Origin of the sequence: Acetobacterium sp. MES1 (assembly GCF_002237635.1) — a bacterium.
Lineage (GTDB): Bacteria > Bacillota > Clostridia > Eubacteriales > Eubacteriaceae > Acetobacterium > Acetobacterium wieringae.
This window is the reverse complement of the sequence record NZ_MJUY01000002.1, coordinates 89,769-109,395: the sequence shown is the minus strand read 5'-3', so window position 1 is coordinate 109,395 and position 19,627 is coordinate 89,769. Positions and strand designations below refer to the sequence as shown.

Below are 19,627 nucleotides of genomic sequence, written 5' to 3'. Positions count from 1 at the left end.
TGCCATTATTAAACGTGAATGGCTCAATCGCTTTAAAATCCTTGATTATAACCATGCTTACCGGCTGATCTTTGAGTATCTGGAAACCTTTTATAATACAACTCGAATCCACAGTCATTGTAATTATATGTCGCCGAATAATTTTGAAAAACTTTTTACTAAAACACAAAATGAAAATTTACAAATAGCAGGTTAAAATGTGGGTGTCAAATTCTCATTTTAATTTGTACTAAATCTTGACATAGGACCACGGGTTTATTTGTAAAAAATGGTTACTGATTAAACACTACCTTCGGGAAGAGAAACGATTAAATAAGCTGGTAGCGAAAGAAATATCGGAAGTAAATATTCAGAGAATTAAGATTCTTCAAGTTACAGCGATTGTAATCAATGTCGTTTTGATTTTTTCTTTTACATATTTGTTCAATCCGGTTACCGTAATGGAGGAAAAATGGCGCAATAGCGTGATCATTGTGCATCTTGTCAGCGTCGCCGTCGTCGCCCTGATAAGCCTTTTGCTGATAATCAATCGTAAAAAAGCAAATCCTCTTTTAGGTGCCAGAATAATTGAACATCTTATTATCGTTTATGTCGTTTCATTCGGACTTGCTATTATCTTTGTAGATCTGCCTCGTACAACAAATATTGTTCCATTTTTAATTGTCTGCGTGGTCATAAGTGCTTTTGTTTTGAGAAGACCGGTTTGCGTAGTTACACAATATTTAATTTCGTATCTTATCTTTTTTAATATCATTTCAACAAACGAAACAGATTCCATGGCTTTAATTACTAATTGTGTCAATGGCTCCGTATTTGTTATCATTGGCATTTTTATTGGAATTATTCTCTGGCAAACCGAAAGAAATAATCTACTGCAGAAACGAAAAATACAGGAACAACAAAATAAACTCGAATCAATGGCCTATTACGATGATTTAACCGGGCTTATTAACCGCCGCAAATGGATTGAACTGCTTAATCAGGAATTTGAACGGATGAAACGCTACAACCATAAAAGCAGTATCTTATTACTGGATATCGATAATTTTAAAGCAATTAACGATCAGTTTGGACATCCAGCTGGGGATCGAATTCTTCAGGAAATAGCGCTTCGGGTAAAAAAACAATTGCGCAGTTGTGATCGAATTGGTCGATGGGGGGGCGAAGAATTTATTGTGCTGCTGGTTGAAACACCGCTAGAAAAAGGGCTTGACGTCGGGGAAAAACTGCGAAATGAAATTGAAAACTTGACGGTGCCGTTTGAATCGCACCGGATAATGGTGACCTTGAGTATTGGTGTATCAAGTCTGGATTGTGAAAAAGAATTTTTTACCAGTTATAAAGAAGCCGATCAGGCCCTTTACTTGGCAAAACAAAATGGCCGCAACCGGGTTGAATGTTATCCGCAGGATACGTTGATACCCGTCACTTAAATTGTCTAATTTAACTTTTCGGTATCACCAGTAGTTAGTGGCTATGATTGCCATCAGCACGGGGCTTTGCGGTCAAATAGCTCTACGCTCGTCCATTGATCGAGAGGGCGGAGGTACTGTGTAAAACATCAATCCGCCTCGGTTGGTAAACCATGAAAAGGGGGACATCACCGTACCAGAAAGTCCAGATGCCCTCTTTCTTATCGTTCAAGTAAGCACCTTCATTACTCCGGATACCGCTATCAAACCAGCTTTTGTAATCACCGTTGAGCAGATTATTAGTATAGCTGCACGTTAAAGCAAGCTGGCCGTTTTCATGCCGGCTTCACGGGCTCCCCGGGAACTGAGCCCGAAACCAACTTATAAACTTATTACCAATATGTCATGTAACAATTCTCACAACAAAGGAGAAACCCCATGAAACCAGAAAAACTCACCGAAATCATCAGCGGCGGCGAAGGCCTGACCGTCGAATTTAATCAAAGCCGAAACAAATTAAATCGGGATGTGTTCGAAACCGTCTGCGCTTTTTAAACCGGAGCGGCGGTCATCTTTTTCTGGGGGTCGATAATCAGGGTGGGATTGTCGGGATCAAACCCGCTGCCATTGAAAAGCTGAAAATGGATTTTGTCACGGCCATGAATAATCCGCTAAAAATCTCGCCGACCTTTTATCTGTCCATTGAAGCCATCGAATTGGAAGGTAAAACGATCTTCCACATCCTGGTACCCGAGAGCTCCCAGGTGCCCCGCTGCAATGGCCGGATTTTTGACCACTATGAAGATGACGATCTGGATATCACCGACAACACCAACCTTGGTGGCCGGTTTGTATAACCGCAAGCAGGGGGCTTATACTGAAAACCGCATCTTTCCCTATGCAAAGCTATCCGAGCTTAACCCCGATTTGTTGAACCGGGCCAGAAAAATGGCCGCCAATGAACGGGCCGATCATCCCTGGAAAACCATGAACGATCTGGAGCTGCAAAAATGCGCCGGCCTGTATTTAAAAGACCCCAAGAGCGACAAAGAGGGGATTACCCTGGCCGGGATTTTGATTTTCGGAAAGCCCGAGCTGATTCTGGCGGCCTTGCCCCATCACCGCACCGATGCGCTGCTGCGCAAAGTCAATCTGGATCGTTACGACGACTACGATGATATCCGGGTGAATCTGCTGGAGAGTTATGAACGGCTGATGCAGTTTATCAACAAACACTTAAACGACACCTTTTATCTGGAAATCGATTAATGCAGATATGTGATGTATAAACAGCCTTTGCACTAGGGATTACCGGTCATAAAACCACCCAGCGGTTAAAATCAACGATTCCAACCACACTTAACTTCGCCCTGACAATGATTATGCGCATTGAAAGATGTTTTTATTTAAAAAATCGAAGCACACGGGATAGATATCAATAAGATATTAATGTGAATGAACTGTCAGGCCATTTGCAGTTGAAAATTGAACAAATTATTCCTGTTATAGTTGTCAGTAAATGTGTATAATTAACCCTAATAAAGCTTTAGAACACAAAGTGACGCAGGTTTTGTGTCCTGGGTCTTGCTAGTGCGGATAGTTGCGAAACAGGTTCACGTCGCTGCCATGGGGGCTTTTTCGGTTTTCATCGACGTCCAGTTATTAAAACAGCATCAGAAAACGGCCGAACACACAATAATAAATTCCAGTTTGAGGAGGGAACTAATAAATGGAAGAGAACAATAAAAAAAACGAGATTGTTAAAGCAATGATGAATGTTGAATACTATCCTGCTGTACTAAAAGATGAAGTAGCGCTAGAAAAATGTACACAAGTACCTTTACTAAGCATTGCCGCATTGGGGACAGCTTTTGCTACCATACCGGAATCTTTTAGAACCATTACGCAAACGATTGAAACTAGCGGAATGGATGGTTACTATAAGGCCGTTTTCCCAGAAGGGGTTGTTGGAGCGCTTGTCAAGGCAAAAGATGGCACTGGTTTCCGTGGTCTCATTCAGGGTGCGAATGGTCAATTTGCCGGTCAACCAGTATTTACGCCGGTAACGGGTAACATCAAAACAATAAAAACCGTTATTCCTGTTGATCCAATGACGCTGGTGATTGCCGTCGCATTGATAAGCATCGAAAAAAAACTGGATGATATCCTTGAAACGCAACAAGAGATTCTTGAATTTTTAAAACAGAAAGAAAAATCGAAACTGAGAGGAAACCTCAATATATTGGAAGATGTTCTGAATAATTATAAATACAATTGGGACAATGAAAAATACAAAACCAACAAACATATTCAGGTTCAGGATATCAAACGGGATGCGGAGCAAAGTATTGTTTTTTATCGGGAGCGAATCGTCAAAAAAATAAATAAAAAAATAAATCCATTGCTATTCATTCATCACGACCAGGATGTCAAAGGCAAGTTGGAAGAAGTGCGGGCTGAGCTCAAAGAATATCAACTAGCCTTATATTTATTCGCTTTTTCATCCTTCCTTGAACTGATGTTATTGGAAAACTTTGACTCGGCCTATCTTGATAGCGCCGTTCAAAAAATAGAGGGTTATTCCCATCAGTATCGGGAATTATATACTGAGTGCTATAACCAGATTGAAGGATATGCTAAAACTTCTATTAATTCTTATTTATTAGGTGGGTTAGCATCCATTAATAAATTTGCCGGTGATGCGGTGGCAATGATTCCCGTTGTCAGTGATTCACAGATTGATGAAACCTTAATTGAAACAGGCAACCAATTAGATAAAATTTGCTCAAAAAAGACAGAAGATACCATGGAGCAGTTTCGGAGCAACCAGAGTAGCTGTGTTAGTCCGTTTGTAGAAAATATCAACACCGTTAATCGGCTGTATAATCAACCACTGGCGCTTCTTTTTGATCAGGAAAACATATATTTAAGTCTACATCAGTAAGAACGAATAACTAAAATGTACGATATGGTTAATATAAAAATACCCCCTGTCTAACTGGGCACCAGGTTGCTGTACTTCTCTGGCGGTACGCCGCCAAGGCATACCCCGATTTATTTCAGAGAATTTTTATGATCACCTTAAGAGTTTTTTGAATTAAAATATAATCATGTCACACGGTTTGCCACATATTGACAAGTTTTTCAATGATTGTTACTATTGAACCAAAGTCATCATAAATTGAATGACCTATGCACACTGTTTAATGACAATGATGCAAAGCATTCTGTTCATAAAAACAACAAGAGTTGAGAAGGAGGATGAATTTGTGAGTAAACGTATACAGAAGTTGTCGGTTTTGTTGTTGGCTTTAGTGCTTATTGTTGGGCTGATTCCAGCCAGTGTGTCAGCATCAGCAAACCCAAGCGTATCTTATCGCACCCACGTGCAGAACGAAGGGTGGCAGGATTGGAAAAAAGATGGCACGATGAGTGGCACATCCGGTAAGGGACTTCGTTTAGAGGGAATTGAAGTGAAGCTGGATACCCAAGGCTATGATCTCGGGATCAATTACCAGACCCACATCCAGAATATTGGCTGGGAAGCCGATACAGAAAGAGGATGGAAGTCAAATGGCGCCATGAGCGGGACAGAGGGTCTTTCATATCGCTTGGAGGCCATTCAAATTAAGCTAACCGGGACGGATGCCAATCAGTTTGATGTTTATTATCAGGTTCATGCTCAAAACATGGGCTGGCTGGGTTGGGCCAAAAACGGAGAATCAGCTGGGACGGCTGGTTTCGGTTATCGACTTGAAGGGATTAATATCGTTGTCGCTCCGGCTGGGACAGGTACACCAGGTGGCGTGGTAGATAAAGCAGAACCGTTTTATGAAAATCCTCTGGCATTGTATCCTGCGATTGCATCAGAGCTCAAAGCTTTGAATTGGAAAGACGGTAAATATGAGAAGGGTCAATTATATTATTGTTATGAAGATTTATCAAATGATGGAATACCCGAATTAATAATTGGTATACAGGTAAAGCCCTGGAACTTTGCCGTTTTTCCATACGCTGGTAAATGCAATCATGAAATAGCAATGATTTTTCAAGTGAAAAATGGTTCGCCAGTCCCAATTTTAGGACGTGATGCATATATTAGAGGGAGATATTATTTGGATCCCAACAATTACATAATCGATTTTGGATCTGGCGGGGCCTATTCCCATGGCTGGGTTTATTATAGTGTTAGTGATTACGATTTGAACTATATAGCACATGTTTATTTGGAAAACCTTTCTGGAGAAGTATACACATTGAGAGATCAAAATGGATATTTATTAAAAAATCTTACAAAATCTGAAGCCTACGCGATATTTGATAAGTATTCGATCAAAACAAATATCGATTGGACGCCTTTAGTCTTTTAAAAAATAGAAGCCAGTGAAGAACGGCGCACCTTTTTAATAAACAAGTTGCCAATACGACTGAGTTCGACCGGAGCTTCCTTGACGGGACCGCCAAGGATGGCCGGCCTGCACAACAATAGTCTGTTTATGAGATAGAATAAAACAAATAGCACTTCAGAATAAATTAATGAATAGGAGGTCAAATTCGTGAGAAGAGAGTTGGAGAGGCTGCTGGTTTTCCTGATGGTTCTGCCAATGCTTTATTTGGTGCCAACTGGTGTTAAGGCTGATGCCACACCGAGCGTGAGCTATTGCACCCATGTCCAGAATGTCGGATGGCAGGATTATTCACCCCAGGGAGAGATGTCGGGAAGTGAAGGTCAAGGGCTGCGGTTGGAAGGTATTCGCATCGCTCTTAATGAATCGGGTTATGATCTTGGGATTGAGTATCAGACGCACATCCAGAATATCGGTTGGGAAACCGATACAGCCAAAGGCTGGACGACATCAAATGGTATTTCTGGAACCCAAGGAATGGGATATCGTCTCGAAGCGATCCAGATCAGACTGACGGGAGCTGATGCAGATCAATTTGATATTTACTACAAGGTGCATGCTCAAAATTATGGATGGTTGGATTGGGCAAAAAATGGTGAGGAAGCTGGAACAGCAGGTTTTGGTTATCGACTGGAAGGAATTATCATTAAAATCCTGCCAGCCGGTTCCGAAGCACCAGGCAATGTCGATTATCCATTTGTGAGCACAAATGAATTTTTAAATAAGATAAAAGGCAACTGGTACAGCATAAAAAATCCCTCAACATTACCAGGCTTGAAAATAACTGGGAATCCCTATGAAGAATGTGGCTTATTATGGTTGGGTTCAAAATATTATGAATGTCGGTATCGTATCATTTTCGTTGCAAAAGATGGTAAAAGTGGAACTTTTGAAGCTTACGAGCAGAATTATTATAAGCCACCATGTTCTGAAAATTCAAATTGGCAAAAAGTACCAATAGTTATCAGCGATATTTATCAGCTTAATGAAGATAATACGATTTCAAGAACATCAAAATCATATAAGGAAACATTTAGAAAGTAAATTTCAATATTAATTATGTAAGCGGTGCTCTCACATTCAGATTTTACTACGAAGCAAGGCTGTTATTAAACCAATTAATACCATCTGCCTTTGTAACCCTGGCCCTTGTGCCGGGGTTTTATTTTTCCTGATCCATTTTAAATGTCGCAAAATAATGCCGCAGTTTGCTGACAAAAACAAACTAAATGTGTATAATTAACCCTAACAAAGCTTATGGGGAACCGTGCCTGATACCATCGGATAGCGTAATAAAAGGCCGCCGCCCTCAAGCGATTCAATTTGTTACCGATGCGTTTCGAAAAATGATCATAAAAAGGGGAAAAGAAGATGTCACAAATTAAAAAACACCTAACTGGGAAAGTAGCAGTGTTGCTGACCCTGATGCTGCTGTCGGTATTCGTTTTTTCCGGTTGCAGCGCCCTTGATGGCCAGAATAAACCGGATTTTGAAGGGTATACCTGGATCGAAGTCGATGGTGGCGACCTGTCGGGCCAGCGGCTGCCCAATGTGGTGGTAGATATTGGTTTTGGCGATCGTGAGTATTATGCTTTTACCAATGAATATGGCCAATTGGTCAAGGTGACGGCAAAAGAAATCATTTTACAGGATGATGATAAGGAACCGGTTTTGGACACGGGCCGCTATTATCCCGATGAGGCCAAGGTTCCCGGTACCGAAAGCCCCACCCTCGATGAGGGCCATGTCATTGCCGATTCCCTTGGCGGGGTGTCCAATGCCTATAACATCACTCCCCAGGATAGCACCCTGAATCGGGATGGTGATCAGGCCTACATGGAAAAGGTCATTCGTGATGCCGGTGGCTGCAGTGATTTTACTGCGGTGATCACCTATCCATCGACCACCACCCAGATCCCCAGTCACTACTGTTATACCTATACCTTAAAAGGCAATGTCATCCATGATGAATTTGACAATGTCAATCCCGATGACGTCAATCAGGGACTGGGCCTCACGTCGCAAAATGGGGGAGCCGGTAGCGGCGTCAGCATTAGCGCCCTTGATAAAAAGGCCGAATACATCGTCATTAAAAATGACGGTACCAATCCGGTTGACCTGACCGGCTGGAAAATCGTATCCGTTACCGGGAATCAGACTTTTACCTTTCAGGCCTTTAGTTTAGCCGCTGGTGCCGAGGTGAAGGTAGGCGATTCTGCCACCAATTCCGGTATCGATTTTCATTGGCTCGATGGCGGCGGGACCTGGAGCAACAGCAAAAGTGACCCGGCGGAGTTATATGACAACACCGGTAAACTGGTGGACCGTTATGATGATTAATCATAACGTTAATGGAGAATAACCCATGAACATCATCACCATCTCAGCCGGTTCCAATTGTTATCTCATCTCTCAGGGGGAACACCACCTGATGATTGACGCCGGTGCCCCGGGAATGGGGGCTAAGATTGAAAAAACCCTGGCCCAACACCAGATTGCCATGGAACAAATCCGTTATCTGGTGCTGACCCATGGCCATAGCGATCATATCGGCAGTGCGGCCATCTTTCAGAAAAAATATGGTATCCCCATTGTCATCCATCAAAACGACATCAATATGATTGATAATCCCTTTTCACAACAAATGCAGGCCACCCATCCCATCGGCAAAATGATTACATGGCTAGGGAAGGGTACCATGAAGCGAAATCCGCCCCAAAGCTTCACGCCGGATCTGATCATCACCGTGCCGGAAACCAACCGGCTGGGTTTTGGCGAAACCATCCATCCACTGCCGGGACATACCCGGGGCTCCATGGTGATTACCTTTCCCAGCGGTGAATTATTTGTCGGGGACATCCTGATGCATATGCTAATCCCCCAACCGGCATATTTATGGGAGGATCACGCCGCCTTGCAAAAGAGTATTCAGGCGGTGCAGCAGCTGCCGGCAAAAACCATTTACTACGGACATGGCCGACCGACACCGGCAAGTAAAATAGGGCAGTAGCAATCGCCCGCAGAACATTTCCCGATAACGAAGCGCTTTTTGCCAGAACAATAAACAAGGGAATAAATATTTTCAGAATTAAAAGAACGGAGCAGATGTGACCGATAAAAATAAAAAACCAATGCGAAAGGACTACCAGGCCATTTTTACAAAAGCCTATGCTCTGATGGATGAAGCGATCATCGCCGGTAATTGTGGAGAATGGTGTGGCTATCATTGTTGCCGCCGACGTGATGACGACGAGAAACGACTGGGTATGTATTTATTACCGCTGGAATATGAATACATACAAGCGGCAGTCGCAACCGACTACGAGCTGCACAGCCAGAAGCACTACAAGATGCCCCCTAAAATTAAAAAAATGTATTATATCTATTGCCATCTGGAGAGTGGTTGCCTGCGGGATCATCGGCCCATTCAATGCCGGACCTATCCCTTTGAACCCCATCTCGAAAATGGGGTCTTCTCACTGGTAATAGAAAAAGAGCAGATTCATGGCTGTCCACTGATAACACGCCGCTCCGAGTGGCGTCCGGCCTTTATTGATGGCATTTATAATGGCTGGCTGGAACTGCTAAAGATCCCCATCATTAAGTATCACATTGAATATTTTTCTAAAGAGCGCAGCGCCGCTGGTAACATTATGATAAACTATCCATAACGCTAAAACAAAAGGAGAACATTATGAACCTATCATGGGTAACCCTTACCGTCAAAAATATGGACGAATCCTTAAACTTTTATACCGAAGTGCTGGGTCTGACACTGCTGGATCGCCGACCGGCTGGCCCCCAGATGGAGCTGGCCTTTTTAGGCGACGGCGAAACCAAGCTGGAGCTGGTCTGTAACCAGGCCGTCACCAGCTTTGATATGGGCCAGAGCATTTCTTTGGGCTTTTCGGTGGCGTCAGTTGATCAAAGTATGGCGACGCTAACGGAAAAAGGCATTGCCATTCACAGTGGCCCGTTTCAGCCTGCCCCGTACATCCGCTTTTTCTTTATCCTCGATCCCAATGGTCTGAAAATCCAGCTGATCGAACACCTCGCCTGAAAACTAAGAACATGAAACTTAAAAATCACCCATCCCAACATCATCGCCAAAGACTGGCAACAGCAGAAAGAAACAGGGACAGATGAAAGAAACGGTCTTAATCATTAATATCGCCACCCTGATGGTGACTTTGTTTTTAGTATATGTCAGTTACCGGCATCGTCGGGACAAGGGTGGGCTACCCTTTTTGTGTACGATGGTGCTGCTGTTGTCCTGGGTGGCCGGTTCCACCATTGAATTGTTTGCTCAAAGCTACGAGGCCAAGGTATTCTGGCGGAATTTTATTCAAATAGGGATGGCCTTTATCCCCATTGCCAATCTCTGGTTTGTCATTGAATACACTGAAAACAAAAACAAATATCTCAAATATACGGTGTGGCTGGCAGCAGCAATCAGCCTGACCGGAATTGTTTTGACCTTCACCAATCCACTGCATCATCTGATCCGCAAAACCGTGGAATTGGTTGAAATAAACGGTCACTGGAGCCTGTATGTGGAGCCGGCATTCTGGGGCAATATGTTTGTGCTGTTGCGTTTCGCCCTGATGCTGTTTTCGATCATTATTCTGATACTGTTTCAAATCCGTATTTTCAGAAGCGGTCAGAAGCAGGTTCTCTATATTCTGATCGGCTTTATTCTGGCCCTGACACTGTTACTTATCAAAAACTACCTGATGGTCGGAACCGCCGAAACTTTTCCGATGTCGGTGATCTTTTTGATTCCCAATCTGTTTATCGCCTATAGTGTCTATCGCCACGATTTTTTAAAGATTGCCCCCTTGGCCAAGGATTGGATCATCAATTCCCTGCCAGATGGGATCGTGGTTTTATCCGCCGCCGGGGAGATTGTGGAGGTGAATCCGTCAGCTGCTGCATTCTTCCAGCATTTTACCGAACCAGAAGCGGCCCAAAGCCCTGACAAAGCATCCGGCAACAAGCTCACAAACCGTGATTTCACCAAATACTCGGCCTTTCTTCACAGCCAATCATTATGGCAGGAGGGCTTAACGCAAAGAAAAAACGGCAGCGTTGAACTGGAGCTGGACACCCTTGATGGAGCCAAACACTACTACGAAATTGATCTGCATCACTTTATCAACGACCGACACCATTATTCCGGCAGTGTCTCGGTGATCCGCAACGTAACCAGCTCCCGGCTCGAGCGCCAGTCCCTGAAACGACAGGCCGAGATGGATCGGCATATTCAGGTGCTTAACAAACAGGCCTACATTGATTACGTCAATGCGTCAGTCGCCGACCCGGTTTCCTTATTGATTATCGATATTGATAAATTTAAGGCCGTCAATGACCAGTATGGCCATCCAGTTGGGGATGTTGTCATCTTAAAAGTGGTGGATGCCATCAAGCAGTGTATCCGCAAAGACGATCTGGTCGGCCGGATTGGCGGAGATGAGTTCAGCCTGACCCTTTTGGGCTGTGGCAAAGAACAGACCCAGGCCATCATCCGGCAGATTCTTAAGCAGGTTCAAAAAGAAACCGCCGATGTGCTCCATGAAAGGGTCACCGTCAGCATCGGTGCCATAACCGATCAGACCTTGCCGGACCACCATTTTGAAACGCTTTATCAGAAGGCGGACGAGGCCCTATATGCGGCCAAAAAAGCCGGTGGTAATCAGGTGGTCTTTTATGAACACTAAAAAACGGCCTGATCCAATCAACCCTGCCGGACCGCCCCCTTGAAACCCCATCTCAAAAACGGGGCCTTTCACTGGTGCCGAAGGCGGCCGCAACAAATGCGACAACATCAGATTCCCCTATACGAGTGCCTGCTGCCACGAATGCCGGTCAATCGGGACTCTATTGATTGACAATCTCGCTGATTTTGGCATACAGGTCATTTTCGTCCTTCATCAGATGTCCCTGGGGAAAGATGGTTGTCATATAATGCTGGGCAAACGGAAAACAGCATGCTTCAAAGGGTTTCATCTGAGAATTGATGAAGCCAAAATCAAGTTGCCTGATCTCGATTTGATCGACTTCAATATGTTGGGCACACTTCATTTCCATCGGATCAAAGATGAGTCCGAAGTGATCATTGCCGTTGTTGTCAAGCTCTCCGGCATAATCAATTGATAAATTACCTTCAATCCATAAGCGCTGATTCAAGAAAACGCAATTATACTGATTGATATCAATGATCAAATCCATTCTGGTGGGGCTATCCTGACCTTCAATATCACAAATCAGCTTGCCATTATAGGTGGTTGTAAAAACCGATTTCTGTAAGGTGGAGGGGAGAAAACCTTGGCCCGGATCATAGTGAAAGGTATTGGATTCGTAGTCACAGATCACCCAGGAAATTAAATTGGTCGTTTTGTTCCGGGCAATCACATACAGCTCATATCGCGAACCCCAAAAAACACTCGTATGAACATTAAAACACCCGATGATTGCGCAATGCTTTTTATCAGAGTGATCAAATATCGAAATCGGTACGAGCTCATAGTTATCGGGGATGTATTCTTTAACCTGTTCTGGAGTAATCTCATAGGCTAAAAACAAACTATAGGGTTCAACCACAAAGCCCATGTACTGATTATTTTTGGTATTTTGTTTGATAATAAAATTTTGGATGAATTTAGGTAGTTTCATCAGTTTTTGAGCGTTGTTAAAGGTCATCGCAATTCCGTCCGGGGTAATCTTTTTTTCAGTTTCCTTGATAAACTCGATTATTTCATTATTCATAGCTAACCACCATTTTCACTTTGCAATTGAAAATATTTGATTTTAATTAATATTATTGACAACAAACGACGCTTTTTTCTACTTATTGGATTAAAATATATATTAAATAGAAATATTTGTCAATGGCTGAATATCAGCACTGTGGCCAGCGCATTTCCCTGGACTATTCCGTGGCTTGGGTCAATCAGACCAGTGCGGCCATACCGTTTTTGTAAATGATGTTAATCTTGATTTATTCATTGATCTTTACAATCAGATGCGGTAAAATTACAACAATAATAAAAAAAGGAGTGATCATTAAGTGAATGATGAACCTGACGAGACGCATAGGATTAATTTTAACTTGCGCCCTAAACTAAAACCGTGTTTAGTTCGATTAAGTCTCTTATTCTACCATCGCAGACCTCGACGCAGTATTTTAAGTGCTGTTTTTTGTGGTCTTTTTTAGTATTATAAATTTGAAGAAAAATCATGTCTTTATAAACCGTTTTTCAGCTTATCTGAGAAACGGTTTTGTTATCGATCGAACCCCGTCTGGTGTTCACATATAATCGATCAATGCGAAGTGAATTAAGTTGAACAATGATTACTGTCAGTGCAATTTCGCAATTACCGATCACAAATAAAAATTGGAGGAATAAATGGAATCCCCTTATGACAAAAAAAGACAGTTTATCATCAATGCTGTCTACATTCTTTTAGTGGTGGCGATTGTGTATCTCATTTTTGAGTATGCAATTTCGTTACTAAGCCCTTTTATCCTGGCTTTCCTGATTGCATATCTGCTTAAAGGCCCGGCCAAAGCAATTTCTGAATGGACCCGGTTGCCAAACAAACTGGTATCGTTTGTTCTGGTTCTGGTGTTTTACGGTGGTGCCGGGATTCTGGTTGCCCTGGTGGGAGTTAAATTAATCTCAACCCTGACGCAAACCATCAGTGCCTTACCCGATATCTACGAGTATCAGCTCAGACCCTTTCTGCTGACCACTTTTGACGGGATAGAACAAACCGTCTTTCTGATTGATGCGGCCCTGGTTGATGTCCTCAATGCAGCATCGGAACAGCTGGTCAATTCCCTGGGGGATAATGTCACCAGTATCTCCTTGGCCTTTGTGGCCTTCTTATCAGACCTGGCCGGGTCGCTGCCGGCTTTTTTAATCAAAATGCTCTTGATGGTCATTGCCACCTTTTTCATGGCGGTTGATTACGAAATGCTGTCAGCCTTTGTTTTCCTGCAGTTTTCCGAGAAAGCCAATGAGATTTTCCAGACTATTAAAAATTACATCGTCAATACCCTCTTTGTGGTGATCCGGTCCTATGCCCTGATTATGTCAATTACCTTTGTTGAACTCTCCATTGGACTTTCAATTGTCGGGATTGACAACCCCATTCTGATTGCCTTTTTTATTGCCATCTTCGATATTTTACCCGTGCTGGGAACCGGTGGGATAATGATCCCCTGGTCGGTGATCACCCTGCTTCAGGGTAACTATCAGACGGCGCTGGGCTTGATCCTGGTTTATGTTTTTGTGACAGTCATCCGCAATATTTTAGAGCCTAAAATCGTCGGCGGTCAATTGGGCCTGCACCCGGTGGTGGCCTTAATGAGCATGTTTATCGGTGTTAATTTACTGGGGGTTCTGGGCCTGTTTGGTTTTCCCATTGCCCTGTCACTACTGAAACATTTAAATGATGTGGGAACGGTAAAGCTCTTCAAATAAAGCCCTTGGCCGCCAAAAAGAAAAATCACTCCAGCAGTTAAGGTTAAATGGTTTAGTCATTGGCATGCACCAACCTGGCGCAGCGACCCAAATATAGAAAACCACTAAGCACCGATCCTGGTTAATAACGATGCCGTAATTAAAACAAAGTCATGGATTAAAATCAATCCATGACTTTGTTTACGTTTTAACTCATTCATTATTATCTGGAATTGTTTCATTATCTGGCGATTTGTGTTCTTTTCTGATAGCTGCGAACCACACACGACAGGCTGAAACAAATCACAAAATAACCAACTGCCAACACCGCAAAGATCATAAAAACTTCAGGTGTCGTCGTATAGCGTCCCATAACCACAAATCCGCTGCGAGTATACTCGGGAATTGCAACAACCTGCAAGAAAGAGGTATCTTTAACAGTTGTAATGACCTGCGAAAGCAGGGAAGGCACAATACTTTTAAAACATTGGGGCAAAATGATGTAGATTAATGTTTGGATCAGCGTAAACCCCTGAGATGTAGCGGCTTCGAACTGGCCCTCGGCGATGGCGTTTAAACCGCCACGGACAATTTCTGCAATAACCGCTGAAGTGTATAAAGTCAAAGCTAATCCGCCACGAATGACAATGGTGCCATAGGGAATCATAAAGCAACACACCAGAATCCAGAGCAGTAAGGGTGTATTTCGAAACATTTCAATATAGAAGCCAGCCAATTTGCCCAAAAAGCGCTTTTCATACGTTCGCAGCAAAGCCAGTATGGTTCCAAAAATAATCGAGATAATAACAACCGATACTGAAATCGCTATGGTTAACGCCATGCCTTTGGCTAAGAATTCAACATTTGAAGGCGTAAATACATTTTTAAAAACGTCTAACATGTTACGGCCTCCTCACATGGATCATAGAGAGTACGGGTCGTGTCATTGCGTTTGAGACGTTCTTCATATTTTCTTGCCCAGGTTGCCAATGGGAAACAGAGCATAAAATACAAGAGACCAGCAAAAACATAAGATGGCCCATAATCAAGACTGGATGATGCCCATGAATCAGCCATATACATCAGATCAAAACCAGAAATCATCGCCAGAACGGAAGTGTTTTTAATCAGGTTGACGGCCTGATTGGTAAGCGGTGGCAGAATAATCTTAATTGTTTGGGGTAGAATAATATAGCGCATATACTGAATATAAGTAAAACCCTGGGACTTGGCCGCTTCGACTTGTCCCTCCGGAATGGAAGTAATTCCCGTCTTAACAACTTCGGAAACATAAGCACCATGATAAACCCCTATGCCTAGAACCCCAATTACAAACACACTTAGCCGCAGTCCCGCAATGGCCAGACCATTATACAAAAAGAAAACCTGAATAACCAGGGGAGTGTTTTGAAAGAACTCAACATAAATCCTTGCGATCCCACGCATTACTTTATTGTTTGAAGTTGAGATAACGCCAAAGATAATACCCAGAACAAGAGCAAGTATCAAGGCGAGGGCTGCGACCTCAATGGTTCGCAGAAACCCTTCGCCAAACATTTGCCATTCTCCAAACATCTTCTCCCAACGCCATAAGGCAAAAGGATTAGAACTATTCATTAATAATTAAGTCCCCATTTCGTGATCAGGCCTTCAATGGTGCCATCTTCTAACCATCCGTTGATATAGCCGTCAACTGCTTCAGTCAGAGCTATGTTATCAAGTTTTGAGGTAACACCATATTGTTGCGGTGAGAAGCGGTCTGGCAAGATCATGGTCGTATCGTCAACATAGCCACCAAGAATTGAACCATCGACACAGAAAGCATCAACGCGTCCAGAGTCTAAAGCTGCCTTGATCTCTGGATAAGTCGCATATTCTGAGAATGATACCGTAATCCCTTTTTCATCGGCAACTTTTTGAACAGCATCTTTGGAGGTCGCACTTTGAGCAACACCAATTACTTTGCCATTCATGTCAGCTAAACCTTTGAATCCGGCATCTTTTTTAACGAGCAGACCAACCGCATCTTCATAATACGGGGTCGAGAAGTTGTAAGTTAATTTTCGTTCGTCCGTAATCGTAAAGGTTGCAATAACAAGATCGACTTCGCCATTGTCAAGTAATGGACCACGGGTTTTAGCCGTTACCGGTGTTAATTCATAAGCATTTTCATCGCCGAGAATTGCTTTGGCCAACAGCTTGACAAGATCAATTTCAAACCCTTCGATTTCACCAGTAGTGGTGTTACGCAGCCCAAAGTTGGGAACGTCTTCTTTAACACCGACACGTAAAACACCGGCTTTAACAACTGCGTCCAAACTACCATCAGTGGTAGCATTGTCCTTTGAACCAGTTGACGACGAACAGGCTGCCAAGGTAAACACCAGGCATAAAACAAGCAGAGCAGAGAGTACCTTTTTCATAGTCATTTTCCTCCTAAATATAAAATATAATAACTAATATCGCTTGCGACATTAGAAATTAACGCAGAATCTTACTGAGAAAGAGTTTTGTTCGTTCCTCGGTTGGGTTTTCAAAGAAATGTTCCGGTTTTCCTTCTTCCACAATCCGGCCATCGTCCATAAAGATGACCCGATCGGCAACCACCCGGGCAAAACCCATTTCATGGGTAACCACTACCATGGTGATGTTTTCCTTTGATAACTTGATCATGACATCCAACACTTCCTGAACTGTTTCCGGATCCAGCGCTGATGTTGGTTCATCAAAAAGGATAATCTTTTTTTCAGTTGCCAGGGCTCTGGCAATAGCGACCCGCTGTTGTTGTCCCCCGGACAAGGTTGCCGGATAAGCATTTTCTTTTTCACTCAAGCCAACAATCGCCAAATATTTACGGGCTTTTTTGATGGCTTCTTCTTTGGACAGTTTTTGCAGTTTGATCGGTGCCAGGGTCAGATTTTCCAGCACGGTTTTATGGGGATACAAGTTAAAACTCTGAAATACCATCGCCGATGTTTGTCGCACCAGTTGAATTTTATTTTTTTGCGTAAGTTCTTCACCATCGATAAAAACATGCCCGGAAGTAGGTGCTTCCAGAAAGTTCATACAACGAACGGTGGTACTCTTGCCCGAACCTGACGGTCCGATAATTACTAATTTTTCACCCTCTGCAACCTCCAGATTAATATCTTTTAACACATGGTGTTCACCAAAATACTTATTCACATCTTGAAGTTTAATCAATTATTCTTCCTCCAAATCTAATGTCAATAGCCAAAAAAAGAACTTCCATAAAATATACGCACTGTGTTATAGTATATTTGAAGCTCCCTCGCTACATAAATTATTTTTAAATATAAAAAACCCTTTTACAATAATATTATGAAGAAGAGCTTTTGTCAAGCGTTTAAAAAGTTGCACTATTAAGAACGTCAATGCTCAAAAGAACTGAATATGCGATTCGGTTTTGGGTATAAAGGGGTATAATCAAATATAACTTAGAGTGAATACAACTTAGAGTGGAAAGAAGGCAGCAAAATGGGTGAGAAAATAACAACCGTTCAGTACAAAGGCAATTTAAATGAGGTTTATCGAGTCGCTGACAAGGGCGTCGGCAATGCTTATAACGAGTATGTTATTCGGACTAAAGACGATGATCCAGTTGAGCTGGCAAGAATTAAGTTTCAAAAAGGAGCCAGAAACGAACCCATATCGGAAGTCGGCGTCATTGATTCTGATTTGCTTGAGATTGTCAGAGATCGCTTAAAGCTATTCCAGGAAGGGGAGTTTGAGTGTACTGAGAATGCGATGGCCTTGGTACATATTGAGACAGCGATCATGTGGTTAAACCGTCGGGTGGAAGATCGGATCAAACGTGATGTCATCGGAACCCATAAGAAATAACTATACGCAACGACGACGAAGGTTGGCTATCGGGTTAAAACCCCAGTGGCCAACCTTTTGAATGTGTTGCTATAAAATTAATCAGGTTAATAGATTCAATACCGACGCATATAACTCCTGGGTATTTTCTTTCCAGCGATTACAGATGTCCAGCGCCAGTTTCAGGGTCGGGGCATTTAAGGCGATCTCCATTAAAACCATATTGTTTTCCTGAAGTTTTAGTTCCACCAGATAGTCGGTTTCGCCCAATTTCTGGTAGTTGGCAGTAATTTTTACTTCTTTAAAAATCTTGGCCCGGTTTTCCTTTAAGTAAAGATCAATCATCTCGGCAATATAAGTGGGGATTTTATCGTGAAAAACCGTCAGCGTATCCTTGCCCATGGGCGTTAAGCTCAATACTGATTTACCGTCATATTCCAGCGTTGAAAGAAAATCGTCCTTGATCAGATCGTCAATGTAGAGTTGGATATCAAAATAACCAATCTGCAGGTTTTCAATAATGATCAGAGCAATCTGCTCCCGGGTTAACGCGGTTTTGATTTTTTGTAGGACATAGAGTATGATTAATTTATCTTCAGCCTGTTGCGAAGAATTAAAGAGCATAAATATCACCACCTTTGTTTTGTAATGCTATTGTAACACATCAATGGGTGAATTTCCCTATTTCTGTGTAAAAAAGAGGAGAAAATGAAAAAAGAAATCTGCAGTCATCAGTCCGATGCCCTCAATCACACCATTAATCACCTGGGGCAGTCCCTGGGTGCCACGGCCGTCGGCTTTTCTGATCTGTCCATTCTACCGGAGCAAAAACGGATGGGCTTTAACCGGGCCATCACGATTCTTATCAAACTGTCCAATGGCATTTTAAATCAGATCGGGGAGGAGCCGACCCAAACCTATTTCAGCCATTACCGCAGTGTCAACCGCCTGCTCGATGATATCAGCCTGCGGCTGCTGCTGACCCTGGAGGCCCAGGGTTACCCCAGCGTGGCGATTCCGGCGTCCCAGTCGGTGGCCGATCCTAATGATTCGTTTACCGGCGCCTTCTCCCATAAAACTGGTGCCGTGCTGGCGGGGCTGGGCTGGATCGGCCGCAGTGCCTTGTTTATCCACCAGCGCTACGGCCCCCGAGTACGGCTGTCCACTATCCTGACCAATGCTCCTTTTAATGTCGGCGACCCGGTTACCGAAAGCGGCTGTGGCAGCTGCCGGGTCTGTGTCACGGCCTGTCCGGCCCAGGCCATCGAAGGGCAGCTGTGGACCCCGGGGATGGTCCGTAACCAGCTTTACGATGCCTTTGCCTGCAGCCAGCAGATGAAGGAGGCCTATCAGCATATTGGCCGGGGAGCGGTCTGCGGCCTTTGCATGGTTCGCTGTCCCATTGGCCAATAATTGCGAAAAATTCTTAAAGAGGTTTTTTTTTCAGTGAAAGTATTATATAATAGATCAGGAGAACTGCCGGCTGGTTTTGCTGGCAGTT

General features: G+C 43.2%; 21 protein-coding genes. 15 read left to right on the top strand and 6 right to left on the bottom strand.

The window, feature by feature from the left end:
• From BI182_RS00555 to BI182_RS00500, 12 genes are all read left to right on the top strand, one after another.
• On the top strand, nt 1-196 hold a 196-nt coding region (locus BI182_RS00555; protein ID WP_286804787.1), incomplete at its 5' end, for an IS3 family transposase.
• A gap of 580 nt (nt 197-776) precedes the next feature.
• A complete protein-coding gene (locus BI182_RS00550; protein ID WP_286804785.1) occupies nt 777-1,433 on the top strand; it encodes a GGDEF domain-containing protein in 657 nt (218 codons plus the stop codon).
• A gap of 494 nt (nt 1,434-1,927) precedes the next feature.
• A complete protein-coding gene (locus BI182_RS00545; RefSeq protein WP_353744724.1) occupies nt 1,928-2,269 on the top strand; it encodes an AlbA family DNA-binding domain-containing protein in 342 nt (113 codons plus the stop codon).
• A complete protein-coding gene (locus BI182_RS00540) occupies nt 2,262-2,681 on the top strand; it encodes a DUF8451 domain-containing protein (protein ID WP_286804783.1) in 420 nt (139 codons plus the stop codon). Before BI182_RS00545 ends, BI182_RS00540 begins: the two co-directional genes overlap by 8 nt.
• 460 nt (nt 2,682-3,141) lie before the next feature.
• Nucleotides 3,142-4,356, top strand: a complete 1,215-nt coding sequence (locus BI182_RS00535; RefSeq protein ID WP_286804782.1) for a hypothetical protein — start codon at nt 3,142-3,144, stop codon at nt 4,354-4,356.
• A gap of 325 nt (nt 4,357-4,681) precedes the next feature.
• Nucleotides 4,682-5,782 carry a hypothetical protein gene (locus BI182_RS00530; protein WP_286804781.1) on the top strand — a complete coding sequence of 367 codons (1,101 nt, stop codon included), beginning with the start codon at nt 4,682-4,684 and terminating at the stop codon, nt 5,780-5,782.
• A gap of 222 nt (nt 5,783-6,004) precedes the next feature.
• The gene (locus BI182_RS00525) at nt 6,005-6,862 is read left to right on the top strand and encodes a hypothetical protein (protein WP_286804780.1); all 858 of its coding nucleotides are present in this window, start codon (nt 6,005-6,007) and stop codon (nt 6,860-6,862) included.
• A 327-nt stretch (nt 6,863-7,189) separates the two neighbouring features.
• On the top strand, nt 7,190-8,158 hold the full coding sequence (locus tag BI182_RS00520) for a lamin tail domain-containing protein (protein ID WP_286804778.1): 969 nt from the start codon (nt 7,190-7,192) through the stop codon (nt 8,156-8,158).
• 25 nt (nt 8,159-8,183) lie between these two features.
• A complete protein-coding gene (locus tag BI182_RS00515) occupies nt 8,184-8,828 on the top strand; it encodes an MBL fold metallo-hydrolase (protein ID WP_286804777.1) in 645 nt (214 codons plus the stop codon).
• Nucleotides 8,829-8,925: 97 nt separating this feature from the next.
• Nucleotides 8,926-9,489 carry a hypothetical protein gene (locus BI182_RS00510; protein ID WP_286804775.1) on the top strand — a complete coding sequence of 188 codons (564 nt, stop codon included), beginning with the start codon at nt 8,926-8,928 and terminating at the stop codon, nt 9,487-9,489.
• 23 nt (nt 9,490-9,512) lie between these two features.
• Nucleotides 9,513-9,878 (top strand): VOC family protein, encoded by a 366-nt coding sequence (locus tag BI182_RS00505; protein WP_070371388.1) that lies wholly within the window; start codon nt 9,513-9,515, stop codon nt 9,876-9,878.
• A gap of 82 nt (nt 9,879-9,960) precedes the next feature.
• A complete protein-coding gene (locus BI182_RS00500) occupies nt 9,961-11,535 on the top strand; it encodes a histidine kinase N-terminal 7TM domain-containing diguanylate cyclase (RefSeq protein WP_286804773.1) in 1,575 nt (524 codons plus the stop codon).
• Nucleotides 11,536-11,695: 160 nt separating this feature from the next.
• On the opposite strand, the gene BI182_RS00495 is transcribed toward BI182_RS00500, so the two are convergent.
• Entirely contained in the window at nt 11,696-12,583 is an 888-nt protein-coding gene (locus tag BI182_RS00495; RefSeq protein WP_286804771.1) for a hypothetical protein, read from the bottom strand.
• Nucleotides 12,584-13,224: 641 nt separating this feature from the next.
• Here BI182_RS00495 and ytvI point away from each other — a divergent pair.
• Nucleotides 13,225-14,304 carry a sporulation integral membrane protein YtvI gene (ytvI, locus tag BI182_RS00490; RefSeq protein WP_286804770.1) on the top strand — a complete coding sequence of 360 codons (1,080 nt, stop codon included), beginning with the start codon at nt 13,225-13,227 and terminating at the stop codon, nt 14,302-14,304.
• 220 nt (nt 14,305-14,524) lie between these two features.
• Here the strand turns inward: ytvI and BI182_RS00485 are convergent, their stop codons facing one another.
• From BI182_RS00485 to BI182_RS00470, 4 genes are read right to left on the bottom strand one after another with little or no spacing between them, the layout of a single operon-like run.
• Entirely contained in the window at nt 14,525-15,184 is a 660-nt protein-coding gene (locus BI182_RS00485) for an amino acid ABC transporter permease (RefSeq protein ID WP_286804769.1), read from the bottom strand.
• A complete protein-coding gene (locus BI182_RS00480) occupies nt 15,178-15,900 on the bottom strand; it encodes an amino acid ABC transporter permease (RefSeq protein ID WP_070371394.1) in 723 nt (240 codons plus the stop codon). Before BI182_RS00480 ends, BI182_RS00485 begins: the two co-directional genes overlap by 7 nt.
• Complete coding sequence (locus tag BI182_RS00475; RefSeq protein ID WP_070371395.1) at nt 15,900-16,712, bottom strand: transporter substrate-binding domain-containing protein; 813 nt, start codon at nt 16,710-16,712, stop codon at nt 15,900-15,902. Before BI182_RS00475 ends, BI182_RS00480 begins: the two co-directional genes overlap by 1 nt.
• A 52-nt stretch (nt 16,713-16,764) precedes the next feature.
• On the bottom strand, nt 16,765-17,487 hold the full coding sequence (locus BI182_RS00470) for an amino acid ABC transporter ATP-binding protein (RefSeq protein ID WP_070371396.1): 723 nt from the start codon (nt 17,485-17,487) through the stop codon (nt 16,765-16,767).
• 294 nt (nt 17,488-17,781) lie between these two features.
• Here BI182_RS00470 and BI182_RS00465 point away from each other — a divergent pair, with 294 nt between their 5' ends.
• Nucleotides 17,782-18,147, top strand: a complete 366-nt coding sequence (locus BI182_RS00465) for an Acb2/Tad1 domain-containing protein (protein WP_070371397.1) — start codon at nt 17,782-17,784, stop codon at nt 18,145-18,147.
• A gap of 81 nt (nt 18,148-18,228) precedes the next feature.
• On the opposite strand, the gene BI182_RS00460 is transcribed toward BI182_RS00465, so the two are convergent.
• Nucleotides 18,229-18,750, bottom strand: coding sequence for a DUF4364 family protein (locus BI182_RS00460; protein ID WP_070371398.1), 522 nt, complete (start codon nt 18,748-18,750; stop codon nt 18,229-18,231).
• An 84-nt stretch (nt 18,751-18,834) separates the two neighbouring features.
• Here BI182_RS00460 and BI182_RS00455 point away from each other — a divergent pair, with 84 nt between their 5' ends.
• Entirely contained in the window at nt 18,835-19,539 is a 705-nt protein-coding gene (locus BI182_RS00455; RefSeq protein WP_286804765.1) for a 4Fe-4S double cluster binding domain-containing protein, read from the top strand.
• Nucleotides 19,540-19,627: the final 88 nt, after the last annotated feature.